The organism is Rhodoferax sp. GW821-FHT02C08 (assembly GCF_059421805.1).
The window spans coordinates 52842-76460 of sequence record NZ_JBWKVR010000019.1 but is presented as its reverse complement, the minus strand read 5'-3'; the positions used below and the strand labels follow the sequence as shown (position 1 = coordinate 76460).

Below are 23619 nucleotides of genomic sequence, written 5' to 3'. Positions count from 1 at the left end.
AAGCTGTCAGCGCAGGTAGTACCTGCGCTGACAGCTATCAATTCTGTAGTATTTCAGCTGCCATACCCCATTTGCCTGCGCCCCAGTGGTGTCAAATCCGCGGGTGTAAATCGCCCTTCAAAATCCACTTCGTAGTCTTCGGGCGCAAAGTCGGGTGACGACTTGCCGGCCTCGAACGCCGGCCGCTGCTTGGCCAGAAATGCTTGGTTCTTGGCGCAGTCGGGGGCGGCGCCGATGTAGATCACGTTGCTGTAGCCCTGCCCCAAGTGCTTGTCTTCCACGCCGTGGATGGTGTCGGGGTGCCACCAGACGGTGTCGCCAGCGTTGACCTTGGGGATGGGGCCGTAGGCGCGCAGCAGCAGCGCGTGGTGTTCGGGCGATGCGACCAGGGCGCGGCCGGCGCGGGCGCCGCACAACTGGTCTTCAGCGATGTCGTCCTGTAGCGCGCGCAACAGCATCCAGGCCATGGCGTTGGCGATGGGTACCAGGTTCAGCGTGCCGTCGCCCGGGCCTTGCGGCGTCAGCGCAGTCCAGCCCTGGAAGGTGCGGAACATGCTGCACACGGCGGGCGAGGGGATCTCGTGGGTTTCGGTGCGGTAGGCCGCGGCAAACGGGTCGTACTGGCTAATGTCGCCACCAAACACGTGGCGGAAGACGTTCTGGTAGCCGGGGTCGATCCAGCGTTCGATGGAGCCGCCGTCCATGTGGGGTGACAAGCCCAGCGAGGCGTCACCCGGTTCGCGCTGGCGTACGCGGTCGGAGTAGGTGCATTCCTGGTCGGGGTTGAACACCGGCTTGCCGTCATGCAGGTTGTTCCAAAGCCGGTTCAGCCAGCGCCGGGTCTGGGCCAGCTCGACCGACTGGCGCGCATCCATTTGCGGCTTGGACCAGTAGATGCCGTAGATCTGCGGCTTGGAGCTGGCCAGGGCGCTGAAGTACTTGTCGATGCCGCGCTTGCTGACCTGTTTGTCCAGGTAGTGGTTGTCGCTGATGTAGCTGGCCAGGTCCGCGTTCCATTGGGCCACGCGGGCCGGATCGAACACGCCGCGTATCACCACGCAACCGCGCTGCTTGATGCGGGCGATCTGCGCCGCGTCCAGCGTGTCGAGCTGGCTGAACTGCACCTCGGGTACGGGCTGCAGGCCCTGGGCGCGCTCGCGCTCTATCGCTTCCACCTGGGCTTCGATATTGCGCGTCAGTGCTTCGAAGCGTTCTTTCAGGTCGGGAATCTGGGCGCGCAGCTGGCGCTTGGCGGCAATGATCTGGCTTTGGAAGTCGAGGTTGGTGTCAGCTTGTTGCATGGAATAGCTCCAGAGGTGGCGGGGTGAAAAGTTGCTGGCGGGGCGCCAGATCGGGCTGGGCAAAGCGCGCCAGCATGCGGCTGCCCAGCGCGTGGCCGGCGCGGTGCATGTCTTCAAAACAGGCCCAGAACGGTTGGCGTATGTACTGCGGCAGCGGGCTGCTGTAGCGCAGGACCAGCTCCATTGGCTGGCTGGCGCCCGGGCCGACCTGCAGGCCGCTGTCGGCCAGGGCGCTGAGCAGGGGCAGGATGGGCGCCTCGCGTGTCAGCACCAGGCCGTCGAATGCGCTGGCGTGGGCGCGGGTCCATTGGTAGATGGCATCCGGCGGGTCGTCCAGGCTGATGGCCTGTATGCATTCACCGGCTACGCCCAGGCGCACGCAGGCCTGCGCGAAACCGTCGGCCAAATGCTGGTGGAAGCTGGCGTCTGCCGCCGGCAGCAGGATACCCAGGCGCCTGCGGCCCTGCGCCACCAAGGTTTCCACCGCCATGTCGGCAAAGCGCTCGTTGGCAAAGTCCACGCTGTCGTGCGCCGGCAGTTGGGTGCGGCCATAGCTGATGAAAGGAAAGTCCATGCGCTGCAGCCAGCGCACACGCGCATCCTGCGGCGCGGTATAGGACAGCACCAGGCCGTCGGCCAGGCCGCGCTCGATCACGTACTGCACGCTGTCCAGCGCGTCGTGGCCAGCCAGCTGGGGTAGCACGATCAGGTGGTAGTCGGTGTCTTGCAGCGCATCGCCCAGGCCCAGCAGAAAGTCCTTGAAGCCCAGCTGGGTGGCGTCCTGCCGGTCCTGGATGAAGGCTAGGGTATGGGTCTTGCCAGTCTTCAGCCGCACCGCCGCGCGGTCCCGTACATAGTGCAGTTCGCGGGCGGCCTGCAGCACCTTGTCGCGGGTTTCGGGCAGCACGCTGGGCAGGCCGGCCAGGGCGCGCGACACCGTGGCCGACGACAGGCCGGTGGCCTTGGCCAAGGTGGTAATACTGGCTTTTCTGGCTTGCATCTTGTCTCCTGGTGCAAATTATGTAAACGTGTACATGGCTTGTCAAGCTTTGACTCGGCTAAATGTAAACGTTATCATTTTGATTTTAAAAAATACAGGAGACCTTATGCGTTGGGCATTTATCGGAGCCAGCACGATTGCTGGCGAGTGGATGGTGGCCGCCGTGCGTTCCGTCGGCGACGAGGTGGTGGTCGTGGTCTCCGGCGATCTGGCGCGGGCCCGGGCTTTTGCCAACAGCCACGGCATCGCCCACGCCACCGACGACGAAGCCGCGCTGGCCAGCCTGGGCGTGGACGCGGTCTACATCTCCAGCACCAACGAAAAGCACGAGGCCTCGGTGCTGCACGCCGCCAGCCTGGGGCTGCATGTGCTGTGCGAGAAGCCGCTGGCAACCTCGCTGGCCGCAGCCCAGCGCATGGTGCAGGCCTGCGCCAGAGCCGGCGTGGTGATGGGCACCAACCACCATCTGCGCCACAACAGCGCGCACCGGCAGATGCGCGACAAGATCCAGCAGGGCGCACTGGGCCGGCTGGTGTCGGCGCGCGTCAACCATTCGGTGTACCTGCCGGCGCATCTGCAGGGCTGGCGCTTGAAGGACAAGGGCGCGGGCGGCGGCGTGGTGCTGGACATCGCGGTGCACAACGCCGATTCGCTGGCCTTTCTGCTGGGCGAGTACCCGACCGAGGTGGTCGCCATGACCAGCAACAGCGGCATGGCCGAAGGCATGGAAGACAACGCCATGTCGGTCTGGCGTTTCCCCAGCGGGCTGACCGCTTTCACCCACCAGGGCTTCAATACGCCATTCGCCGATGTAGGGCTGGAAGTCCACGGCACCCAGGGTTCGCTGAAAGGCGTGGGCGTCCTGCACCAGGGGCCGGACGGTCGGCTCGACTTCAAGAACGCCCAGGGCGAGCAGGCCTTGCCGCTGGACCAGGTAGATCTGTACAGCCGTGGCGTGCAGAACTTCCATCTGGCGGTAAAGGGGCAGCCCCACGATATGGCCGACGGCCCGGCGGGCGTGCGTTCCTTGGCCGTAGCGCTGGCGGTGCTGGAGAGTGCGCAGACCGGCCGCAGCGTGGCGGTGCAGTACCCGGGGGCCGCAGCATGATCCACCACAGCGTTTTCATCCGCTTCCGGCCCGAGATCAGCGCGGCTACCAAGCAGGCCTTGTGGGCCGAGCTGCAGGCGCTGGTGGGCGTAATACCCGGCCTGCACGAGGTGCGCGCCGGTGCCAATGCCCGCTATGAAGACCTGGACCACGGGTTTGCCGATGGCTTCATCGCAGTGTTCGACGACCAGCGGGCGCTGGCCGCTTACCAGGCCCATCCGGCCCACCAGGCTACTGGCGCCAAGCTGGTGCAGGCAGCGCAGGGCGGTGTGCAGGGCTTGATGGTGTTTGACCTGGATACCTGAGTATGCTGCGTATTTGATAGCTGCTAGCGTAGGTAATATCTGCGTTAGAGGCCGTTTTTCTTTATGGATTCAAGCACATGGCTGTGGCGGTCTAGGCCGCACCGGCGTCGCCCTGTGGCAGGTGCCGCGTTCCCCAGTCGAGGCTTTCCCACGGCACCGGGCGGCCAAACCAATAGCCTTGCGCGTGGCTGCAGCCCATGTGCCGCAGGCGTTGTGCCTGGGCCTCGGTTTCCACGCCTTCGGCCACGACGGTGACGTCAAAGCCCTCGGCCATGTGCAGCACGGCGGCCACGATGGCCGCGTCCTGGCTGGAGTTGCACAGGTTGCGTACAAAGCTTCGGTCGATCTTCAGGCAGTCGAATGGCAGCAGGCCCAGGTAGGCCAGCGAGGAGTAGCCGGTGCCGAAATCGTCGATGGCGATCTTCACGCCCTGGGCGCGGATTTCGCGCAGCCGCTCTTCGGTCTGGCCGTCTTGTTCGATCAGCACCGATTCGGTCAGCTCCAGCGTCAGGTGGTGTGGCGGCAGGCCGCTGTCGCGCAAGGCCTGTTGCAATGTGGCGCTGAAGTCGGACTGGATCAGCTGGCGCGCCGATACGTTCACGTGCAGCTCGAAGTTGGCTGGCAATTGCGTCAGGTGTTGGGCGATGTCGCGGGTGGCTGTGCGCAGCACCCAGTCTCCCAGCGCCAGGATCAGGTCGGAGGTCTCGGCGATCGGGATAAAGATGCCGGGGGGCACCATACCGCGTGTCGGGCTCTGCCAGCGCACCAAGGCTTCGACGCCGCTGACGCTGCCCGTGGCCATATGGATCACGGGTTGGTAGTGCACCAGAAACTGGCCGCGCTCCAGTGCCTGGCGCAGCTCATTGGCCAGCCGCGCCTGCTCCAGCGATTGCTCCATCATGCCGGGCTCGAACACCACGCAGGCGCCGCGGCTGCGGCGCTTGACCTCGCCCAGCGCCACGCTCGCATTGCGCAGCCATTCGGGCAGGCCATCCGCCAGCAAGCGCCCCTGGACCACGCCCACCGAGGCGGTGACTCTGACCTCGTCGCCGCCCGAGGCGAACGGGGTGGTGAACAAATGTCCTATCTGTACGCCCATCTCGGCTGCGGAGTGGAGGGTGCCCCAGTGCAGCAAGACGAACTCGTCGCCGCCCACGCGCGCCAGCAGCACTGGGGCGGGGAAGCGGGTCCGCATGCGCTCGGCGATGGCTTGCAGCAAGTGGTCGCCAGTGGCATGCCCCACGTTGTCGTTGATTGCCCGGAAACCATCCAGCCCGACCAGACACAGCACCGCAGGCCGGGCATCGCTCCAGTTCACTTCTTCCAGCAAGCCCTGGCGCGTCAGCAGCTGCGTCAGGTGGTCGTAGCGCAACTGCTTGCGCATATCGTTGAAGGAGTGTTGCAGGCGCTGGGCCATGGCATTGAAGGCCTGCACCAAGGTGTCGGTTTCCTGGACCGCGCTGCCTTTGTCGATCTTGGTATCCCATTGGCCTAGCGCGAGCTGGTTGGCTGCCTGCGCGGTGCGGTGGATGGGGCGGGTAATCCAGTTGATCGCCCATAGTCCGAGCAGGAAGCCCAGGGTGGCAAAGCCCGCAATCCCTACCAGGCTGCGCTGGCTCGAAGCACGGATGTCGCCCAGCAGATCGGACTCCGGCACCAGGGTCACGATGCGCCAGTTCAGCCCGCGGATGTCCGAATACGGCGCCACCCGGCAGATGTACAGCTGGCCGTTGACCGTTAGCTGAAAGCCTGTGGCGCTTCCCTTGGGGGCTTGCGCAACGGCCGGTGCGGCGGCGCGCAGCACCGGGTTGTCGGCCTCCTGGAGACGCATGCGTTCGCCGCGGGGTGTGCCGTTGTTGCCATCCGCCAGCACCGAGCCGGGTTCTGAATGCGCCACCAGGCGCCCCTCAACATCGGTAATGGCGATGATGCCGGTGCCGCGCAGAGGCTCTTCGTGTAGAAAATGGTTCAGACCGTCCAACTTGACATCGGCTTCTATGACGCCGATCAGCTTCGTGCCGACCTTGACGGGGCTTGCCGCCGAGATGGTGATTTCGGCCCGCTCGTCGTAGTTGGCATAGATGTCGGACCAGCCGGCCTTGCCGGACTGGGCAAACGGCGCGTACCAGGGACGCACGCGGGGATCGTATTTGTCGTAGGACGCGATGACTTCGCTGTCCGGGTGGTCGCCTTTGTAAATGAGCAGCTTGTTCTGGGTCGAGGCGTCTTTGAGCATCAGCGCGAAATTGGCTCCGGCGCCTTCGCGGCGCATGCCGGCGAGCTCACCCGCCTCGCTGCCAAAGTCCAACACGCTCATCTGCGTCTGGTCCATGTAGCGGTCTTGGTATACGCCGCGCAAATGGCGGTAGATGGGGCCCATGTCATTGGGGGTGTAGAGCCCGTGGCGACTGATCGCGTCGGCAATATCGGCTTGGATGCGAAACGGCTCGTCTAAAAAGCTGGCCAGCCGATTGCTTGCGGCCACCATCAGGGCATCCAGTATGCGGGTGCTGGTCTTGTCGATTAGCCTGGCGGTGTTTTCTTGTTGCGTCAGCGCCTGCAGGGCCACGGTCACCACCAGGATCAGCGCAAACGGCACGGTGATCGCGACTCTGAGGGATGGGCGAAAAATACGCATGTACAAATCTAGGGGAACGGGGCTTGCGTCGATAGGTTTGCTGTGGCCGTCGGTTGCAGGTCGGGATGTGTGGGGCCACCGTCCGCCGACGGTCCCGTCAAAATTCAGTATCCCACACGCAGGTCGCTCATGAGGCCATAAATTGCGCTGCCGGGCCGCCTGAGAACCTATTCCAGGTCCTATGTCGGAGCTGGCTCAGCCAGCGGCAGGCTTAGGCGTACGCACAACCCCCGGGGTAGCACGTTCAAGGCCTGTGCCGAGCCGCCATGGCGCAGGGCGATTTCTGCCACGATGGACAAGCCCAGGCCGCAGCCACCGGGTATCTCACTGGCACGCCAGAAACGCTCGAATACGCGGGGCAGGTCGGCTTCTGCCAGCTCCGGCAGGCCAGGGCCGTTGTCCTCCACTTCCACCACCGCCTGGTTGTGCAACTGTTGCACCCGCAAGGTGACGGTGGCGCCACGGCCTGCATAGTGCAGTGCGTTGTCTATCAGGTTGCTCAGGGCTTCGCGTAGCAACAGTTTCTCGCCTTGGGTGAGCAGTTTGTCGTCCCCTTCAAATCCCAGGTCGATACCGGCCGCGATGGCGCGTGGCGTCCATTCGCGGGCCACCTCGCGCGCCAGGGCGGCAACGTCCAGTGGCCGCTGCTGGATGTCGGCCTCGGTCCGGGCCAGCGACAGCAGCTGGTGTACCAGGTGGGCGCTGCGCAAGGCGCCGGCGTGCACCTTGGTCAGCCGGTCTTGCAAGGCCTGCGGGTCGCGCTCGGTCAGGGCCAGCTCGGTCTGGCTGATCAGGCCGGCCAGCGGTGTGCGCAGCTGGTGGGCAGCGTCGTTGATGAAGCGCTTTTCCTGGCCCAGGCTGCGGCGTACGGCGGCCAGCATATGGTTCACGGCCTCGGCCAGGGAGTGGACCTCTTGCGGCGCCTGGGTGAGTTCGATCGGCGACAGGGTGGTGAAGCTGCGCTGGGTGCGGTCGCCCAGCAGAGCCTCCAGTCGATTCAGGGGCTGCAGGCCGCGGCCCACGCCGATGTACACCACGATGCCCAGCAGCGCCCCCAGCAGCAGCAGGGGGAGCAGCATATCGGCTACCAGCTCACGCGCGATGCGCTGCTGCACGGCTAGGCTTTTGGCCACTTGCACACGCAGGCGCTGCGGGGCGTCGGCGTCGCCGTAGTTGACTTCCAGCAGGGCTACCCGCACCGGCTTTTTGTCCAAAAGAGCTTCGTAGATCAGCGGTTCGCCTGGCTCCACATGCACGTCCAGCAGCGGGTCGGGCAGTTGGCTGTTGCCCAGCACGAACTGGCCCGGCGGTGAGGACACCATATAGCTGACCCGGTCGTTCGGGTCCTGTTCAATTATGTCGCGCGCGGCCCGCGGGAAGTCCACCAGCAGGCCCGAGCCCATAGGTTTGACCTGGCGCGCCAGCGAGCGCACCGATTGGGTGAGCGACTGGTCTATACCTTTTTCGGCGTAGTTCAGCGCAATGCGGTAGGCCAGCAGCCCGCCCACCAGCCAGAGCACCAGCTGGGGCAGCAGCAGCCACAGTAGGAGCTGGCGTTTCAGCGATAGACCAGGGGCTTTGTCTTTTTGCAGACCTGGGGGTAAACCCAGCAGGCTCATGGTGCCGTGGTTTCCAGCATGTAGCCCAGGCCGCGTACGTTGCGTATGTTCAGGCCCGAATCGGCCAGCTTGCGGCGCAGGCGGTGCACGTATACCTCCAGCGCGTTGGACCCGGTGTTGGTGCCGTCGTTGGGGTCGGACTGCCACACGGCCAGCACCTCCTCGCGGCCCACCACCTGGCCGGCATTGGCGACCAGCAGCGATAGCAGGGACCATTCGCGCTGGGTCAGCTCCAGCGGTTCGTCGTCCAGCCAGGCCAGAGGCTGGGTGGCGTCCAGGCGCAGGCGCCCGGTGGGCATTTCCAGCGAGCCACCGAATGCCGGCAGGCGAGAGCGCCGCAGCATGGCGCCCAGGCGGGCTTCCAACTCGGCCATGCTGAAGGGTTTGGTCAGATAGTCGTCGGCGCCGGCGTTCAGGCCCTCCACCCGGTCTTCCACACCGTCGCGTGCGGTCAGTATCAGCACTGGCAGGGCCAGTTGGCGTTGCCGTATCCAGCGCAGCAGGTGCATGCCGTCCATCACCGGCAGCCCCAGGTCCAACACGACGCCGTCAAAGCGTGTGCTTTCCAGCAGGGTTTGTCCGAGAGCGCCGTTGGCGGCCGTGGCCACCTGGTGGCCAGCCTGCCCCAATTGGGCGGCCAGGCCGTCACGCAGCAAATCGTCGTCTTCCACAATCAATAAATGGGCCATGTCCCGAGCATAAATGAATGTGGCTGGAATTCCCCCCAGGCTTGCCCGTGGCACTAGCCGGTCGGTTACGCCTCTTGGCCAGCGCGTTTACCATCGCCCGCAAGGAGCGAAACCATGAAATTTGAAGCGGTGTTGTTTGACTGTGATGGTGTGCTGGTGGATTCCGAGCCACTGACCAATGGCGTGCTGCGCGACATGCTGGCGGCCCAGGGCTGGGAGATGACGGCGGCGGAGTGCATGCGCTTCTTTGTGGGCAAGGCGGTGATGGACGAGGTCGCCGCGATCCAGGCCAACACCGGCCAAGCTGTGACCGAAGCCTGGATGGCGGAGTTCCGCGCCCGGCGCAACCAGGCTCTGCAAGACCAATTGGAGGCCGTGCCCCATATCCACACGGCGGTACACGCCATCCACACAGGCTACGCCGGCCGCATCGCCTGTGCGTCCGGGGCAGACCGCATCAAGGTGGAGTTGCAGCTGCGCAAGGTGGGTTTGATTGAATACTTCGAGGGCCGCGTCTTCAGCGGCCATGAAATGCCCCGGTCCAAGCCATGGCCCGATGTCTACCTGGCGGCGGCCGCAGCCCTGCAAGCCAGGCCCGCGCACTGTGCGGTGGTGGAAGACACGGTGACCGGTGTGCGTGCCGGGGTGGCGGCTGGGGCCACGGTGTTCGGCTATGCGCCAGACACCTCTGGCCATGTGGATGCCCAGGCCTTGCGTGAGGCGGGGGCTGCAGTCACTTTTACGGGCATGGATCAGTTGGCGGAGCTGCTGGTTTGAGGTGCAAAAACAGCCAGGCCCGGCGCGCCTGAGCGGGCCGGGCCTGGATAGAGCTTGCGCTGACCTTACTGGTCTATGCTGATCTGGAAGGCATTGAAGTTGGGTACCGACTGCACCGATACGCCCATGCCGCGCAGGTTCAGGCTGGTGCGCTCACGTACCGTCACGCTGGCATTGGCCGCGCTGGTGGCCGTGGTGGCGGCGCGGAAGTTGTAGCCATCGCGCGGGTTGTTCTGCACGATGGTTTGCTGGAAGGTGTCGGTGCCACTGGCGCTGACCAGCAGGGTCCGCGTGACGCTGCTGGTGGCGCTATCGACGGCGGTGACGGTGTAGCCCACGTCGGAGGACAAGGTGTTCGCCACCAGGGTGTTGCTGGCGCGCACCGACCAGCCGGCAGGGCCTACGGAGTTCACGGCAGGCAGGCTCAGAGTGCGCTTGTGCGTCCAGGTCGATACGCTGCCGTCGCCGGCGATTTGCACCAGCATCAGGTCACCATTGCCGGCGCGGTAGGCGAACGCACGGTCGGTCCATGTATCGTTCGCCGCCGTGCTGGCCAGGTCGAACCCGCCTGCGCTATTGCTGCTGAAGTGTATGGACGGGCTGGCGTTGCTGGTGCAGGTGGCGCTGCTATTGGCGCCGTCGCAGGCCAGGACCGAGCTGAATACACCGCTGCTGTCGACGGTGGCAGTGAAAGTGTCAGTGGCGTAGGCTGTTCCCCCGCTGTTGAGCTCAAAACCCAGGCCGTTCCAGTTGCCGGCCAGGTCAGACACGGCAATGGTCTGCTTGGGGATGGCGAAGCGCAGGCGGTAAACGCCATTGTTCAGCACCCTGGCCATCAGCACGCCGGCCTGGGACACGACTACGTCGCTGACTCCGTCGGCCGCCAGATAGCGGCAGCTGGCACCATTGGCGCTGAGCACGGTTGAGCTGCCGACCAGGTTGGTCATGGTCTGGCTGGTGGCGTCAAAACTGCCGCTGGCGATCTGGTCGCTGATACTGCCATTCATGGTGGGACTGAAGACCCAGTAGTCGCCGCTGCGCAATGCCGAGCAGTTGTTATCTGCAGCCTTCAGCAGCAGGGCGGCAGGCAGGCTGGCAATGTTGTTGCTGGCGTTTGTCGTGGTGCTGGCAGATGGCGATGCCGCGGCCACGGTGGTGGTCAGTGTGTCCAAGGTGGTGCCGCTGGCGGTGAGCTGGGTCTTCAGTGCGTCCAGTACCTGGTCGTAGGCATTGCCGCTGGTGCTGGAGGTCGCTGCCACCAAGGTGCCGGTCAGCAGATCCGTCAGGCTGGAGACATCCAGGCCGGCGTTGCTCAGCGTGGTCAGTACCGCGGTCTGGGCGGCGCTGACGCTGCTGGTTGTCACTGTGCTGGCGCTGCTGCTGAAGTTGCTGAAGAAGCTGGCGGGGTCGGTGCCGGCCAGGCTGGCGACCAGCAGCTGCGTCAGAGGCGTGATATTGGCCACCTGGGTGGTGCTGGTGCCGGGCGCGACAACAGAATACAGCACGGTATTGCCATCGCTGCTGGTGGCTTTGACGGCGCAGGGTAGCGTTACGCCCGTGAGGCTGGCGGTATAGCTGCCAGTGGTGGAGGTGATCGCGGTGCCGGAGCCGGCAGCACAGCTGATGGAAACCGTGGCGCCTGCCATGGCGGCGCCGGTGGCGGCGGTGCCGCTGAAGGTTGTCGTGGTCGCTGCAGCCGTGGTAGGGCTGCTGCCACCGTCGCCACAGGCGGCCAGGCCCAGCAGCGCTGAGGAGGCCAGGGCCAGACCGAGTTGCTTGCGAGAAAGATGCATCGTGTGTCCTTTTTAGATAGATATCCGGGCGCGCTATGCCCTCTTGGAACGGGCGGTTGCAGTCGCCCGATGGAGCTATTCCCAGGGGGATGGCTCACATGTAACCAAGTGTGTATCAGCGGGCGCGAACGCGCTATCACCCGAACGGGTGAGTGGCCCTTAAAAAGATGGATCTAGAACCCGGCCGCCAAGATGGCTTGCGCGGGAAGCGCGGGGTACTCGGTCGCCAGAAAATAGGCGGGGCTGGACAGCAGAAGGGCGACCAGTTCCGACTGGCGTTTGGTGCCGGTTTTGAGAAAAATGTTCTTGAGCTGGCTCTTCACCGTGTTGATGGAGGTGCCTCGGTCCTCCACCACATCGTCCAGCGCCTTGCCGCTGCACAGGGCGACGGCCAGTTCCGCCTCGGCGTTGGAGAGCGTGAACAGCCGCCGCACCAGGTCCAGCGTGGCGCGGGGCGTGGCCTCGGGGTTGAAGGCAAACATCAGTGCCGCACCGCGCACGGTGGAGGGTTCCGGCAGCGGTAGCGGGGTAATCATGAGCATCAGCGGCTGGTGGCCACTGCGGGGCATCAACACCACGCCATTCATTTCATTGCGGTGGTCCAGGCGCGTGCGTACGGCCTGGGCAATTTCCCAGTTGAGCTTGCGGTTGGTGGCCCGGTCGTTGGTTTGCAGGTGTCCCTGGTCTATACGTATGTCCGGCAGCGTCGCCAGCATCGTGGTCGCGCTGCGGTTGTGGTGCACCACCAGGCCGTCTTCCGCCAGCAAAAAGGTGGGCATGGCCAGCACGTCCAGGCCTGCGATCAGGAAGTTCTGACCCAGCTGCAGCTCGGTGAAGCGCTGGCGCATCTGGATGGCGCGCTGCAGATGCGGTATCAGCAGGTTGAGTTCCTCCATTTCCGCACGGACGAAAGGCGGGTGCGATGGCGCTTTTTGCACAAATAGCAGGGTGGACCAGGGACCCTCTTGCAACACAATCGCCCCAGCAGCATAGGCCATGCCTTGCGGGATCACCCACTCTTTGTAGAAGCGGCTTTCCGGAATGCGTTCGGGGTGGGGTACATCCAGGTTGCTGGCGTAGAAGTGGGCCACGGGCGAGCGCATGATGTGTTGCGCCAGCATGTCTTCGTCCGCATATTCCAGGACGTAGCTTTCTATCTCCGACTGGGCGATACCGCAAAGCCATATGCCCCGAATTTCCTGCGTTTCTGCATGCCGCACCATCAGCGATACGCCCTTGAGCTGGAAAAGCTCCCGCAGCGCTTCGATGAAGGACTGGAAGCCCTCGGATGTCATGACGCCGTCATACAGGCGGCCCAGCAAATCGTTAAGTAGTGCAAGCGAGCGTGCAGTCATCTGGCTTCCATAGGCAAAGACGCTGGGAATTGTAATGAGTCTGTTACGAATCAGATATGTTTTCGTACATGCTGCAGGCCAGGGCTGGGGATGTCTAAATAGTTCCTATCAATCGATTTTGTTTTATCAATTGTCTTTTTTGCCGCGTGACCCGTAAGATTGCTCCTGTATCGCAATACCAACCTACAGGAGCCCACGATGACCACGCCCGCCCAACGCCCCGAAATCAAGACCTTCGCCAACCTCGAAGCCGCCTTCGCTGGCGAATCCATGGCCCATATCAAGTACCGCTACTTCGCCAAGCTGTCGCGCGAAGCCGGTGACGAGGCTACGGCCCGGGCCTTTGAAGCCACTGCCGACCAGGAAGTGATGCACGCCTTCGGCCACCTGGACTTGCTCTACCCCAAGGCCAGCATGACGCCCGCCAAGGCGCTGCAGATCGCCATCGACGGTGAAACCTATGAGTACAGCGAGATGTACCCCGGCTTCCGCGCGACCGCCGAAGCCGAGGGCAACGCCGCTGCCGTGGCCGAGATGGACGAGCAGATCGAAGAGTCCAAGGTCCATGCCGCCCAGTTCAAGGCCGTGCTGGAAAAAGCCCAGAAACGCTTTGCCGCCCTGGCCAAGGTGGAGGAGCGCCACGCCAACCACTACAAGGCGCAGCTGGCCACGCTGGCGGCATAATTGCTGCATTTTTCATAGCTGCTTGCGCTCGATTTATCTGCGCTAGAGGCATTTTTACAGACCATTAACCAACTTCACCAACCCAGTCTTCAGCTGAGACGCACGCCCACCAAAAACACCGCAGAGCTGGCTTTGCCAGGCTGCTGGTGTTGCCCGCTGCAAAGGGGGAGGCGGAAAGTGCGCAGCACTGTAGCCTGGGGGTGAACAATAAGGAAACCACCATGAAAACCTATATCTGCATTGTTTGCGGCTTCATCTATGACGAGGCCACCGGCCGCCCGGAAGACGGCATTGCCGTCGGCACCCTGTGGGCCGACGTGCCTGCCAGCTGGGAATGCCCGGAATGCGGCGTGGCCAAGGCCGACTTTGAAGCGGTAGAGATTTAAGAATCCAGCTTCCGCAAGCGAAAATGGCTGCTGGTGGTGCTTACCCCTGCAGCCATTTTTTATTCCCCCGCTCTGCGCCGTGTGTTTCGCCGGCAGTCGCGGCAGCAAGCCTTTTCCATATCCAAGCCCTATGTCCCATCCCGTTTTGATCATTGGCGCCGGCCTGGCCGGCTGGCAAACCGCACGCGAGTTCCGTAAGCTCGACACCACCACGCCCATCACCCTGGTGACGGCAAATTCCGGTGACTTTTATGCCAAACCCACGCTGTCCAATGCCTTTGGCCAGAAGCGCGGCCCAGCCCAACTGGTGACCACGCCGGCCGTCAGCATTGCCCAGACGCTGAACGTCACGCTGCTGCCCCATACCCAGGTCACGGCCATCGACACGGCCACGCAGACGCTGCACACCGGCGCCGGCCCCTTGCCCTACCGCGACCTAGTGCTGGCCACCGGCGCCCAGCCCATCCGCATACCGCTGCAGGGTGATGCAGCCGATGGCGTGCTGTCGGTCAACTCGCTGGACGACTTTGCCGTCTTCCACCAGCGCCTGACCGCGCTGGGCGAGGGCGCGCGTGTGGCGATCATGGGCGCCGGTCTGATCGGCTGCGAGTTTGCCAACGACCTGGCCGGCGCGGGCTACCGGGTGACGGTGATCGACCCGTCCGACCGGCCCCTGTCCGCCTTGCTGCCGCCTACGGCCAGCACGCAGCTGCAGGCCGCCCTATCCGAACTCTCGGTGCAGTGGCAGCTGGGCGCTACGGTGCAGAGCGTGGATGTCGCCACCGATGGGCTGCGCCTGGGGCTTTCGAACGGCCAGACGCTCGGCGCCGACATCGTGCTCAGCGCCGTCGGCCTGCGCGCCGACATGGCGCTGGCCCAGGCCAGCGGCATTGCGGTGGAGCGCGGCATTCTGGTGGACAAGCAGCTGCGCACCAGCGCCGCCCATGTTTGGGCCCTGGGCGATGCCGCCCAGTACGCCAGCGCCGCCAGCCCAGGCGCACCCACTGGCCGCACCTTGCCCTATGTGATGCCCATCATGGCGGCCGCCAAGGCACTGGCCGCCAACCTCCATGGCACCGACACCGCGCTGGCATTCCAGGCCATGCCCGTGGCCATCAAAACCCCGGCCCTGCCCATCGTGGCGCATCCGCCCGCACCCGGCCAGTTGGGCCAGTGGGTGGAGCAGGTACTGGGCGAATGGTGGTTCGCCTCGGCCGAGACGGCGGACACGCACCACGGCTTTGTGCTTACCGGCAGCCACACCAGCAAGCGCATGGCGTTGGTAAAGCAAATGGCGGCTGCGGCCTGAAGCTAGGGTTTGTAATGAAATCGGCCGCCAGCGCAGAAGATACCTGCGCTGGCAGCTCCTGAAAATATAGCAAACGCCTGGATTGCCTGCGTCGCACCCAGGCGGGCTGCTGGCCGGTGGGATACTCGCCCTCCAGAATATCTGGAGACACCATGGACATTGTGAGAAACATCCCGCGCTGGCTGTGCGCGCTGGGGTTGGCGGCGCTGGCCGTGCCCGCGTTCGCCATCGACGTGACCGCCGGACCACCCGCGCAGCCGGTGGCCGACAAGCAGCTCAGCATAGGCTCCCGCACCTTGCAACTGCCCGACGGCAACTGGACTTACGTAGCCCAGGCCCAGTGGAGCGTGAAGCGCGGCCCGCCGCCACGGCTGGCTGTGTTTGCCGCCTATGCGCTGGATGCGCAGGCCGGCCATATGCGTGCCGGTGTGGTGTTGGAGATGCCGGCCCGCAGCGTGGCCGGTGCCGACTGGGATGCCGAGACCTGCAAGCTGCGCAACCCCTTGTTCAGCGACAGCTTTGGCAGCAACTGGAAGGAATCGGAATGCCTGCAGGTCTTCCAGCGGTCCGGCCATTTGCTGGGCACGCAGGGTGAGTTCTACATCCAGGCACAGCAATGGCTGCAGGCGCAGTCCATCTCGCCGCCCGGCGCCGCCTACGAAGTGGTCTACACCAAGTACGGCCGCAATGACTACGGCCGGGTGCGGGTGTTCGTGCCCGCCCAGGCCGTGGAGAACGACGAAGAAATGATCGCCTGGGCCAAGCAGCTGCCCGACCTGCTGCGCGGCTTCATGGAGAAGCGCAGCACCGAGGTCAAGCTGCCGCCCATTCCGGCGCGTGCTGTGGTGGCGGAGCCTACCCAGGCGATTGCCCCGGTACCGGCCGCGTCTGCCGATGACAGCCGGGTCGTCGTGCCTTACCGCGCATCCGGCTATGCCAAGCTGGACGATCTGGACGCCTTGCCCTACAACGCCGAGCACGTGCGCAAGGCCTACCGCGACTGGCTGGGCCAACCCCTGCCGCGCGCGTTCGTCTTGTCCAGCCAGAAAGTGATTTACAGCGTGGGCCGCGACCCCGACGATGCCTCCGAGCCGCACGACCCGGCCGAGCGCGCCCTGGCCCGCTGCCGCCGTGCCAGCCAGACGCCGTGCCAGCTGTACGCCGTGGACAACGTGGTGGTCTGGGTACCCCCCGCCAAGCCTGCGACACCCGCGAAAGCCCCCTGAACCTCGGCCCGGTCTGTCCGCATACACAATAGGTTTTTCAGACAAGAGGGGACGTGGATGCGGATTGCCTTGTACCAGCCGGATGGGCCGCTGGAGTTTTGGATAAATGGTTTGCACGCCGTGTGGCCGCAGGCCGAAGTGGCACTGTGGGAGCCCGGCAGCCCGCCGGCCGACTACGCACTGGTGTGGGCGCCACCGCAGGCATTTTTTGACGAACAGCCGGGGCTGAAAGCCGTGTTCAACCTGGGCGCCGGGGTGGACGCGCTGATGCGCCTGCGCATTCCGCCGCAGACCCTGGTGGTGCGGCTGGACGACGCCGGCATGGCCGCGCAAATGGTGGAGTTTGTGTGCCATGCGCTGCTACGCCTGTTCCGCGATATGGATGGCTATCAGACCGATGCCCGGGCCGGCCGCTGGGTCCGGCGCGAACCCGCGTTGCGCAGCGATTTCCCGGTGGGCGTGATGGGCCTGGGCGTGCTGGGCACGCAGGTGGCGCAGGCGGTGCACGGCTTTGGCTTCCCGGTGCGGGGCTGGAGCCGCCAGCCCAGGGCGGTGGACGGCGTGCAGTGCTTTGCCGGTACAGCGCAGCTGGATGCGTTTCTGGCCGCCAGCCGGGTGCTGGTGTGCCTGCTGCCGCTCACGCAGGATACCGAGAACATCCTTAACCGGCACACCCTGTCGCAGCTGAAGCCTGGCGGCTATCTGATCAACGTGGCGCGCGGCGCCCACCTGGTGGATGCCGACCTGCTGGCCCTGCTGGACAGCGGCCACCTGGCCGGCGCCACGCTGGACGTGTTCCGCACCGAGCCGCTACCATCGCAACACCCGTTCTGGGGCCGCCCCCAGATCCACATCACCCCGCATATTTCAGCTCGCACCCTGCTGCCCGACAGCCTGGCGCAGATCATCGCCAAGCTGCAGGCCCTGCTGCAAGGCCTGCCCGTGGCGGGCGTGGTGGAACGCGAAAGAGGTTATTGAATGTCTTTGCCATCCCGCGTAAAACTCGTCGATGTCGGCCCACGTGATGGGCTGCAGAATGAAAAGCAGCCGGTGCCGGCGGCTGTCAAGATCGAACTGGTGCAGCGCCTGCAGCAGGCCGGCCTGACCGAGATCGAAGTCACCAGCTTTGTCAGCCCCAAGTGGGTGCCGCAGATGGCCGACAACGCCGAGGTCATGGCCGGCATCGTGCGCAAGCCCGGTGTGCGCTATAGCGTGCTGGTGCCCAATCTGCGTGGCCTGGAGGCGGCCCTGCCGACCCGGCCGGACGAGGTGGTGGTGTTTGCCGCCGCCAGCGAGGCCTTCAGCCAGCGCAACATCAACTGCAGCATCGAAGAAAGCATAGAGCGCTTCCGCCCGGTGGTGCAGGCGGCGCTGGCGCAGAACGTGGCGGTGCGCGGCGCCATCTCTTGTGCGGTAGGCTGCCCTTACGAGGGCGAAGTGGCGCCCGAGCGCGTGGCCATGGTGGCGCGGCTGATGCGCGAGATCGGTGTGCAGCACGTGGGTGTGGCCGACACGATTGGCGTGGGCACGCCGCTGAAGGTGCAGCGCGCGCTGGAGGCAGCCTTGCAGCATTTCGCGTTGGACGCCGTGTCTGGCCACTTCCACGACACCTACGGCCAGGCACTGGCGAATACGCTGGCCGCGCTGCAGCTGGGTGTGTGGCAGTTTGACGCGTCGGTGGCTGGCCTGGGCGGCTGCCCCTATGCCAAGGGCGCCACCGGCAACGTGGCTACCGAGGACGTGGTCTATATGTTGCATGGCATGGGCATAGATACCGGTATTGACCTGGATGGCTTGGTCGATGCGGGTGTTTACATCAGTGATTTTTTGGGCCGCAAATCGCAGTCGCGCGCGGCCACGGCTTTATGGAATAAAAGGACGGCGTGATGTGTGGAGCTGAACTCAAACCCCTGCCCGAGGGCGTGCAACGGGTGGCCGCCGCGCTGCAGGCCCAGGGCCACTTGCATATGCCGCGCATGCTGGAGGACGCCGCGCGCACGGCCCAGCAGGCGGCGGATGCGCTGGGCATTGCTCTGGGGCAGATCGCTAAGAGCATCATCTTCCGCCGCCTGTCGGACGATGCGGCGGTGCTGGTCGTCACCTCGGGCGACCGCCGTGTGGACGAAGCCAAGGTGGTGGCACTGGTCGGCGCGGTGGGCCGGGCCGATGCGGCATTTGTGAAGTCGCGCACGGGTTTCAGCATCGGCGGTGTGGCGCCACTGGGCCATGCCACGCCCCCGGTGACACTGATAGACCAGGACCTGTTCCGCTTTGCCGAAATATGGGCCGCCGCCGGCCATCCGCACGCGGTGTTCGCGCTGGCTCCGGCGGACCTGCGGCACCTCACTGGTGCGCCGGTGGCCGATGTGGCACTGGCCGAGTCTGTGGTGTGAATGCTGCGGATTTGATAGCTGCTCGCACAGGTGTTATCTGCGCCAGCGGCCAATTTGATGTGGAATCTCCATGCGTGTCCATCTGCCAGCTGGACACAGCAGGTGCCCTGTGCATAGGCTGCCTGCGCACCCTGGACGAGATTGCCGCCTGGAGCAGCATGGATGTTGCGGCCAAGCGCGCGGTCTGGGTGCGGCTGGCCTCGGCGGGTTTGTAAAGTCCGGGGCACCAGGTCACGGGGGTGTGCGGGGCTGGGCTTGCACTCGTATGATGCGCCTCTTGAATACATTGCCACGGGCTCGCCATGCATCTCCACCGGTTGTTTCACGTGTTCAGCATCTTCTGCCTGGTGCTTGTGTGCCAAGGAGCCCGTGCGCAGGCCAGCAAGCTGGTGATAGAGGAAGACCGGCAAACCTGGCGCTTTCTGGCGGATGACACCAGTGTGCTGGAGCAGCGCCTGGTGTACCGGGTGCTGTCGCCCGAGGGCGCGCAAAGTATCAGCAGCGTCCCACTGAGTTACCAGGACGGTTGGCAGGCCCTCGAGCTGGTGGAGGCATACACCCTCAAGCCTGATGGTCGGCGCCTGCCGGTGTCACCAGATGCCATTCAGAAGCAAAGTGGCGCTTTGGGAGGCAGCACAGGCATGACCTGGCCCGAGTTGCGGGTCTGGCAGCTGAAATTCCCCGATGTGCAAGTGGGCGACCGCGTTGTGCTGCACCACAAGCAGACGCAGCTGAAGCCCCTGTTACCTGGCTGGCGCAGCTTCAGCTGGTTTGCCAACTACAACGTCAACACGGAAAAGTTGCTGGTCGAAGTGCAGGCACCCAAGGACCTGGCCCTGGCGGTAGAGACGCAAGGTGTTGAAGTCAGCCGCAGCGAGGCGGATGGTTTGCAAATCCAGCGCTTTACCGGTCAGGTAGCCGCCAGGGCCTACGACCCGGGCACCAGCAATGCGTCTACCACCGTGGCGCGGGTGCTGGTGTCTTCCTTGGTGAGCAATGAGGCGCTGGCGGATCGCTTTGCCCGGGTGGTGCAGCCCAAGCTGGCTCCCCATTCCGCACTGCGCGACATTGCCGAGCGCGAGACGAAAGGGCTGACCGAGCCCGCGGAGAAGGCCAAGGCACTGTATGACTGGGTGCGCAAGAACATCCGTTACAACGCCGTCTACCTGGGGGCCGGTGGCTGGGAGCCCAACGACATGGCGCATATTCTGGATACCCGCTACGGCGACTGCAAAGACCATATGCTGTTGCTGATCGGTTTGTTGAAGGCGGTGGACGTGGAGGCCGTTCCCGCATTGATCAATACGGGGGGCGACTACACGCTGAACTCGGTCGCGGCGGGTTTCAACCATGTCATCGTGTACGTGCCTGCGCAGGATCTTTATCTGGACCCCACGGGCACCTCGGTGCCTTTCGGCTCCTTGCCCAGGGGCGTGTATGGCAAACCGGTGCTGCTGGCGCGCGTACAGGGCAGCAGCGTGGGGCAGACACCGGTTTTGACCCCCGAGCGCAACCGGATGGAAAGCCGCAGCGACTTTCAGATCAGTGCGGAGGGCGCGCTCCAGGGCTCTGTGCATATTGCCGCAAGCGGGCAGGCCGCGCTGTGGTTGCAAGACCGTTTGGCGCAGATACCTGCGGGTAAAGAAGGCGAAGCGGTGCGAGGCTGGCTGGAGGCGGCAAAGATCACCGGCACCGGCACCCTGCGATACCCGCCATTGGACCGGGATCGCGCCGAGCAGACGCTGGAGCTGGACATTTTGATTCCGCACTACGTGTCGAACCCGGAAGCGGGCAGTCTGCGTGCCAACCCGAGCATCCCGAATCTGCAGGTGTATATCCTGGACAACCTGGGGAATTTCAGCACGGAGCAGCGGCGCTTTGCCATGCCTTGTCTGCCCAAGTGGGTGCGCGAAGAATTCAAGCTGCAGTTTGATCCCTTGTTTACCTTGCAGCATCCACCCAAGGATCTGGCCTTCGAGGGAGAGGGACTGCGCTTTAACGCCCACTACAGTTTGGACAAGCAGGTGCTGCAAGGCGACCGCGAGTTTGTGGATCGCAATCCGTCCATGGTGTGCGATGTTGCTCTGTATGCCCAGCGCAAGCCCTCCATGCAGGCGATTGCGAAAAACCTGCGTCAACAGCTGATCTACCAGCAATAGGCCTCCACTGGCGGTCTCGGGATGCGATGAAGCACATTACCTTTTATTTCGATGTCGTCTCTCCCTATGCGTACCTGGCGTTTCACAAGCTGCCACGGGCGCTGCAGGGCCTGAGCTATTCCGTCGCCTACCAGCCGGTGTTTCTGGGCGGGTTGCTGCAGTACCACGGCGTGCGCGGCCCGGCCGAGGTGCCGGCCAAGCGTGACTGGCTGTACCGCCATGTGCAGTGGCTGGCGCATGCCGAGGGCATTGCGCTGGACCTGCCGGTGGTGCACCCATTCAACCCGCTGCCGCTGCTGCGCCTGGCTCTGGCCTGCGACCCGCAGGGGCTGCCTAGCCGCCATCTGACCGAGGCTGTGTTTCAGCACGTGTGGTGCGGTGGTGCGGATGCGGCCGATCCAGTCCGCTTTGCCGCGTTGCAGCAGCAACGGCCGCTGCTGCGCGACCCGATGGGGGGCGAGGTCAAGACTGCATTGAAACAGGCCACCGATGCGGCACTGCAAAAAGGGGTGTTTGGTGTGCCCACTTTTGAAGTGGATGACAAGCTGTTCTGGGGCATGGATGCCTTGCCCATGCTGCGCGCTTACTGTGCGGGGGACGCCTGGTTCGACGGCCCCGCGTGGGAGGCTGCCAGCCGCGTGGCGCAGGCGGCTGGCAAAGGTTAACGCAGTTGCTTAGTGGCCAGATGCGCCGGATGCGCCCAGGCCGGTTTCCGAGCGTACTTGCTGCGCCTTGAACGCGTCGCGCTCCTTGTCTGCTTGCGGGCTGCGGTCCAGTATCGAGAACAGCCAGATACCGATGAAGCCGATGGTCATGGAGAACAGTGCCGGCGATGTGTAGGGGAACAGCGCCGAGCCCTTGGCGTGGCCCAAGGTGGCTTCCCAGACCGATGGCGACACCACGGTCAGGCCTACCGACGAGATCAGGCCCATGAAGCCACCAATGACCGCGCCGCGCGTGGTGCAGTCTTTCCAGAGCACCGACATGAACAGCACCGGGAAGTTGGCCGAGGCCGCAATAGCGAATGCCAGCGAGACCATGAAGGCAATGTTCTGCTTCTCGAAGGCGATGCCCAGGGCCACGGCCACGATGCCCAGGGCGACGGTGGTGATACGCGATACCTTCAGCTCGGAGGCGCTGTCGGCCTTGCCCTTTTTGAACACCGTGGCGTACAAGTCGTGCGACACGGCAGAGGCGCCCGACAGCGTCAGGCCCGCGACCACGGCCAGGATGGTGGCAAACGCCACGGCCGAGATGAAGCCGAAGAAGATGTTGCCGCCCACCGCCTTGGCGACCAGCACCGCAGCCATGTTGGAGGACCCGCCGCCGCCTTTGATGACGCCCTTGATGGTGTCGGCAAACTCGGGGTTGGTCAGCACCAGGGTGATCGCGCCAAAGCCGATGATGAAGATCAGCAGGTAGAAGTAGCCGATCCAGGTGGTGGCCCACAGCACGGATTTACGCGCTTCCTTGGCGTTTGGTACGGTGAAGAAGCGCATCAGGATGTGGGGCAGGCCGGCGGTGCCGAACATCAGCGCCATGCCGAAGGAGATGGCCGAGATCGGGTCTTTCACGAAGCCACCCGGGCCCATGATGGCCAGGCCGATCTTGGCGGCCTCTTCGGGCATCTTGCCGTCGTTGGCGGCAATCTGTGTTTTCACTTCCACCGCTTTGGCAAACAGGGCTTCGGGGCTGAAGCCGAATTGCGCCAGCACCATCACGGCCATGAAGGTCACGCCGGCCAGCAGCATGCAGGCCTTGATGATCTGCACCCAGGTGGTGGCCGTCATGCCGCCGAACAGCACGTAAACCATCATCAGCGCGCCGACGATCACCACTGCCAGCCAATAGTCCAGACCGAATAGCAGCTTGATCAGTGCGCCAGCGCCCACCATCTGCGCGATCAGGTAGAACGCCACCACCACCAGCGTGCCGGAGGCGGCAAACATGCGGATCGGCGTTTGCTGGAAGCGGTAGGCCGCCACGTCGGCAAAGGTGAATTTGCCCAGGTTACGCAGGCGCTCGGCCATCAGGAAGGTGATGACCGGCCAGCCCACCAGAAAGCCGATGGAGTAGATCAGTCCGTCATAGCCTGATGCCATCACGGCGGCAGAAATACCGAGGAAGGAAGCGGCCGACATATAGTCACCCGCAATCGCCAAGCCGTTCTGGAAGCCCGTGATGCCGCCGCCGGCGGTATAGAAATCAGAGGCCGATTTGGTCTTGGCGGCAGCCCATTTGGTGATGAACAACGTGCCCACCACAAAGATGCCGAACATGGTGATGGCCACCCAGTTGGTGGGTTGTTTGTCCACCTGACCCAGGTCTGCGCCAGCAGCCAGTACCGCACCGGTTGCTGCCATGAGCGCGAAGGCGCAGAAGGTTTTGAGCAGGGATTTCATTGGGCTGCATCCTTCAGGATTTCGGCGGTCAGGCGGTCGTATTCGCTGTTGGCTCGGCGCACGTACAAGCCAGTGATAAGAATGGTGAAGACAATCACGCCCAGCCCGATGGGAATGCCCAGGGTGGTGACGCCGTTGCCTATCGGCTGTGCGAGGAAAGGCTTGTCGAAAGCAATCAGGGCGATGTAGCCGTAGTACACCAACATCATTAGTGCGGTGAGTGTCCAGCCGAAGCTGCCGCGCTTGCGCCGCAGTTCGTGGTACTTGGGATTGGCCTCGATACGGGCCACGACGGGGTCTGTCATGCTGGTCTCCAGTGGTTCTTTGTGGCCCGCACCAGGGTGAGGGGATATATGTCAGCGCTGCGGAGTGTGGGCAGAGGGGCTGACCGGGAACTGACTTTTTCGGCTGCGCAGCTTCGCTCAGGGTTTATCCCCGGATGTGTGCTTTTGTAAGGAAATGGTCAGGTGGTATT

The 23619-nt window shown here is 64.2% G+C and carries 22 protein-coding genes; 13 read left to right on the top strand and 9 right to left on the bottom strand.

Annotation, left to right across the window (positions count from 1 at the left end; translation table 11 throughout):
• Window positions 1-53: 53 nt before the first annotated feature.
• Entirely contained in the window at window positions 54-1301 is a 1248-nt protein-coding gene (locus tag AC07VY_RS20165) for a YbiU family protein (RefSeq protein WP_495098997.1), read from the bottom strand.
• Window positions 1288-2301, bottom strand: coding sequence for a LacI family DNA-binding transcriptional regulator (locus AC07VY_RS20160; RefSeq protein ID WP_495098998.1), 1014 nt, complete (start codon window positions 2299-2301; stop codon window positions 1288-1290). The genes AC07VY_RS20165 and AC07VY_RS20160 overlap by 14 nt, the downstream gene beginning before the upstream one ends.
• 106 nt (window positions 2302-2407) lie before the next feature.
• Here AC07VY_RS20160 and AC07VY_RS20155 point away from each other — a divergent pair, with 106 nt between their 5' ends.
• Together AC07VY_RS20155 and AC07VY_RS20150 are read left to right on the top strand one after the other, a co-directional pair.
• Window positions 2408-3409 carry a Gfo/Idh/MocA family protein gene (locus AC07VY_RS20155; protein ID WP_495098999.1) on the top strand — a complete coding sequence of 334 codons (1002 nt, stop codon included), beginning with the start codon at window positions 2408-2410 and terminating at the stop codon, window positions 3407-3409.
• Complete coding sequence (locus AC07VY_RS20150; RefSeq protein ID WP_495099000.1) at window positions 3406-3714, top strand: Dabb family protein; 309 nt, start codon at window positions 3406-3408, stop codon at window positions 3712-3714. The genes AC07VY_RS20155 and AC07VY_RS20150 overlap by 4 nt, the downstream gene beginning before the upstream one ends.
• Window positions 3715-3805: 91 nt before the next feature.
• Here the strand turns inward: AC07VY_RS20150 and AC07VY_RS20145 are convergent, their stop codons facing one another.
• The 3 genes from AC07VY_RS20145 to AC07VY_RS20135 all read right to left on the bottom strand — a co-directional run bounded on the left by AC07VY_RS20145 (window position 3806) and on the right by AC07VY_RS20135 (window position 8660).
• Window positions 3806-6352, bottom strand: coding sequence for a bifunctional diguanylate cyclase/phosphodiesterase (locus AC07VY_RS20145; RefSeq protein WP_495099001.1), 2547 nt, complete (start codon window positions 6350-6352; stop codon window positions 3806-3808).
• A 179-nt stretch (window positions 6353-6531) separates the two neighbouring features.
• Window positions 6532-7971: a sensor histidine kinase gene (locus AC07VY_RS20140; protein ID WP_495074041.1), complete on the bottom strand. Its 1440-nt coding sequence runs from the start codon at window positions 7969-7971 to the stop codon at window positions 6532-6534.
• Window positions 7968-8660 carry a response regulator gene (locus AC07VY_RS20135; protein ID WP_495074040.1) on the bottom strand — a complete coding sequence of 231 codons (693 nt, stop codon included), beginning with the start codon at window positions 8658-8660 and terminating at the stop codon, window positions 7968-7970. The genes AC07VY_RS20140 and AC07VY_RS20135 overlap by 4 nt, the downstream gene beginning before the upstream one ends.
• Before the next feature lie 114 nt (window positions 8661-8774).
• Between AC07VY_RS20135 and AC07VY_RS20130 the strand changes: the two genes are divergently transcribed.
• The gene (locus tag AC07VY_RS20130; protein ID WP_495099002.1) at window positions 8775-9437 is read left to right on the top strand and encodes an HAD family hydrolase; all 663 of its coding nucleotides are present in this window, start codon (window positions 8775-8777) and stop codon (window positions 9435-9437) included.
• Between the two features lie 65 nt (window positions 9438-9502).
• On the opposite strand, the gene AC07VY_RS20125 is transcribed toward AC07VY_RS20130, so the two are convergent.
• Window positions 9503-11230, bottom strand: a complete 1728-nt coding sequence (locus AC07VY_RS20125) for a hypothetical protein (protein ID WP_495099003.1) — start codon at window positions 11228-11230, stop codon at window positions 9503-9505.
• 173 nt (window positions 11231-11403) lie between these two features.
• Complete coding sequence (locus AC07VY_RS20120) at window positions 11404-12585, bottom strand: helix-turn-helix transcriptional regulator (protein WP_495099004.1); 1182 nt, start codon at window positions 12583-12585, stop codon at window positions 11404-11406.
• Between the two features lie 198 nt (window positions 12586-12783).
• Between AC07VY_RS20120 and AC07VY_RS20115 the strand changes: the two genes are divergently transcribed.
• From AC07VY_RS20115 to AC07VY_RS20070, 10 genes are all read left to right on the top strand, one after another.
• Window positions 12784-13269 (top strand): rubrerythrin family protein, encoded by a 486-nt coding sequence (locus tag AC07VY_RS20115; RefSeq protein WP_495099005.1) that lies wholly within the window; start codon window positions 12784-12786, stop codon window positions 13267-13269.
• 221 nt (window positions 13270-13490) lie between these two features.
• Entirely contained in the window at window positions 13491-13655 is a 165-nt protein-coding gene (locus AC07VY_RS20110; RefSeq protein ID WP_495099006.1) for a rubredoxin, read from the top strand.
• 130 nt (window positions 13656-13785) lie between these two features.
• Window positions 13786-14964 carry an FAD-dependent oxidoreductase gene (locus AC07VY_RS20105; protein ID WP_495099007.1) on the top strand — a complete coding sequence of 393 codons (1179 nt, stop codon included), beginning with the start codon at window positions 13786-13788 and terminating at the stop codon, window positions 14962-14964.
• A gap of 152 nt (window positions 14965-15116) precedes the next feature.
• Entirely contained in the window at window positions 15117-16190 is a 1074-nt protein-coding gene (locus AC07VY_RS20100) for a hypothetical protein (RefSeq protein WP_495099008.1), read from the top strand.
• Between the two features lie 57 nt (window positions 16191-16247).
• A complete protein-coding gene (locus AC07VY_RS20095; protein ID WP_495099009.1) occupies window positions 16248-17168 on the top strand; it encodes a 2-hydroxyacid dehydrogenase in 921 nt (306 codons plus the stop codon).
• Entirely contained in the window at window positions 17169-18077 is a 909-nt protein-coding gene (locus AC07VY_RS20090) for a hydroxymethylglutaryl-CoA lyase (protein WP_495099010.1), read from the top strand.
• On the top strand, window positions 18077-18583 hold the full coding sequence (locus AC07VY_RS20085) for a YbaK/EbsC family protein (protein ID WP_495099011.1): 507 nt from the start codon (window positions 18077-18079) through the stop codon (window positions 18581-18583). Before AC07VY_RS20090 ends, AC07VY_RS20085 begins: the two co-directional genes overlap by 1 nt.
• 59 nt (window positions 18584-18642) lie before the next feature.
• Complete coding sequence (locus AC07VY_RS20080) at window positions 18643-18798, top strand: DUF1289 domain-containing protein (RefSeq protein WP_495111365.1); 156 nt, start codon at window positions 18643-18645, stop codon at window positions 18796-18798.
• 87 nt (window positions 18799-18885) lie between these two features.
• A complete protein-coding gene (locus AC07VY_RS20075; protein ID WP_495099013.1) occupies window positions 18886-20742 on the top strand; it encodes a DUF3857 domain-containing transglutaminase family protein in 1857 nt (618 codons plus the stop codon).
• Window positions 20743-20768: 26 nt separating this feature from the next.
• Window positions 20769-21407, top strand: a complete 639-nt coding sequence (locus tag AC07VY_RS20070; RefSeq protein ID WP_495099014.1) for a 2-hydroxychromene-2-carboxylate isomerase — start codon at window positions 20769-20771, stop codon at window positions 21405-21407.
• A 9-nt stretch (window positions 21408-21416) separates the two neighbouring features.
• On the opposite strand, the gene AC07VY_RS20065 is transcribed toward AC07VY_RS20070, so the two are convergent.
• Together AC07VY_RS20065 and AC07VY_RS20060 are read right to left on the bottom strand one after the other, a co-directional pair.
• Complete coding sequence (locus AC07VY_RS20065; protein WP_495099015.1) at window positions 21417-23144, bottom strand: cation acetate symporter; 1728 nt, start codon at window positions 23142-23144, stop codon at window positions 21417-21419.
• Window positions 23141-23449 (bottom strand): DUF485 domain-containing protein, encoded by a 309-nt coding sequence (locus AC07VY_RS20060; RefSeq protein WP_495074022.1) that lies wholly within the window; start codon window positions 23447-23449, stop codon window positions 23141-23143. Before AC07VY_RS20060 ends, AC07VY_RS20065 begins: the two co-directional genes overlap by 4 nt.
• Window positions 23450-23619 lie beyond the last annotated feature (170 nt).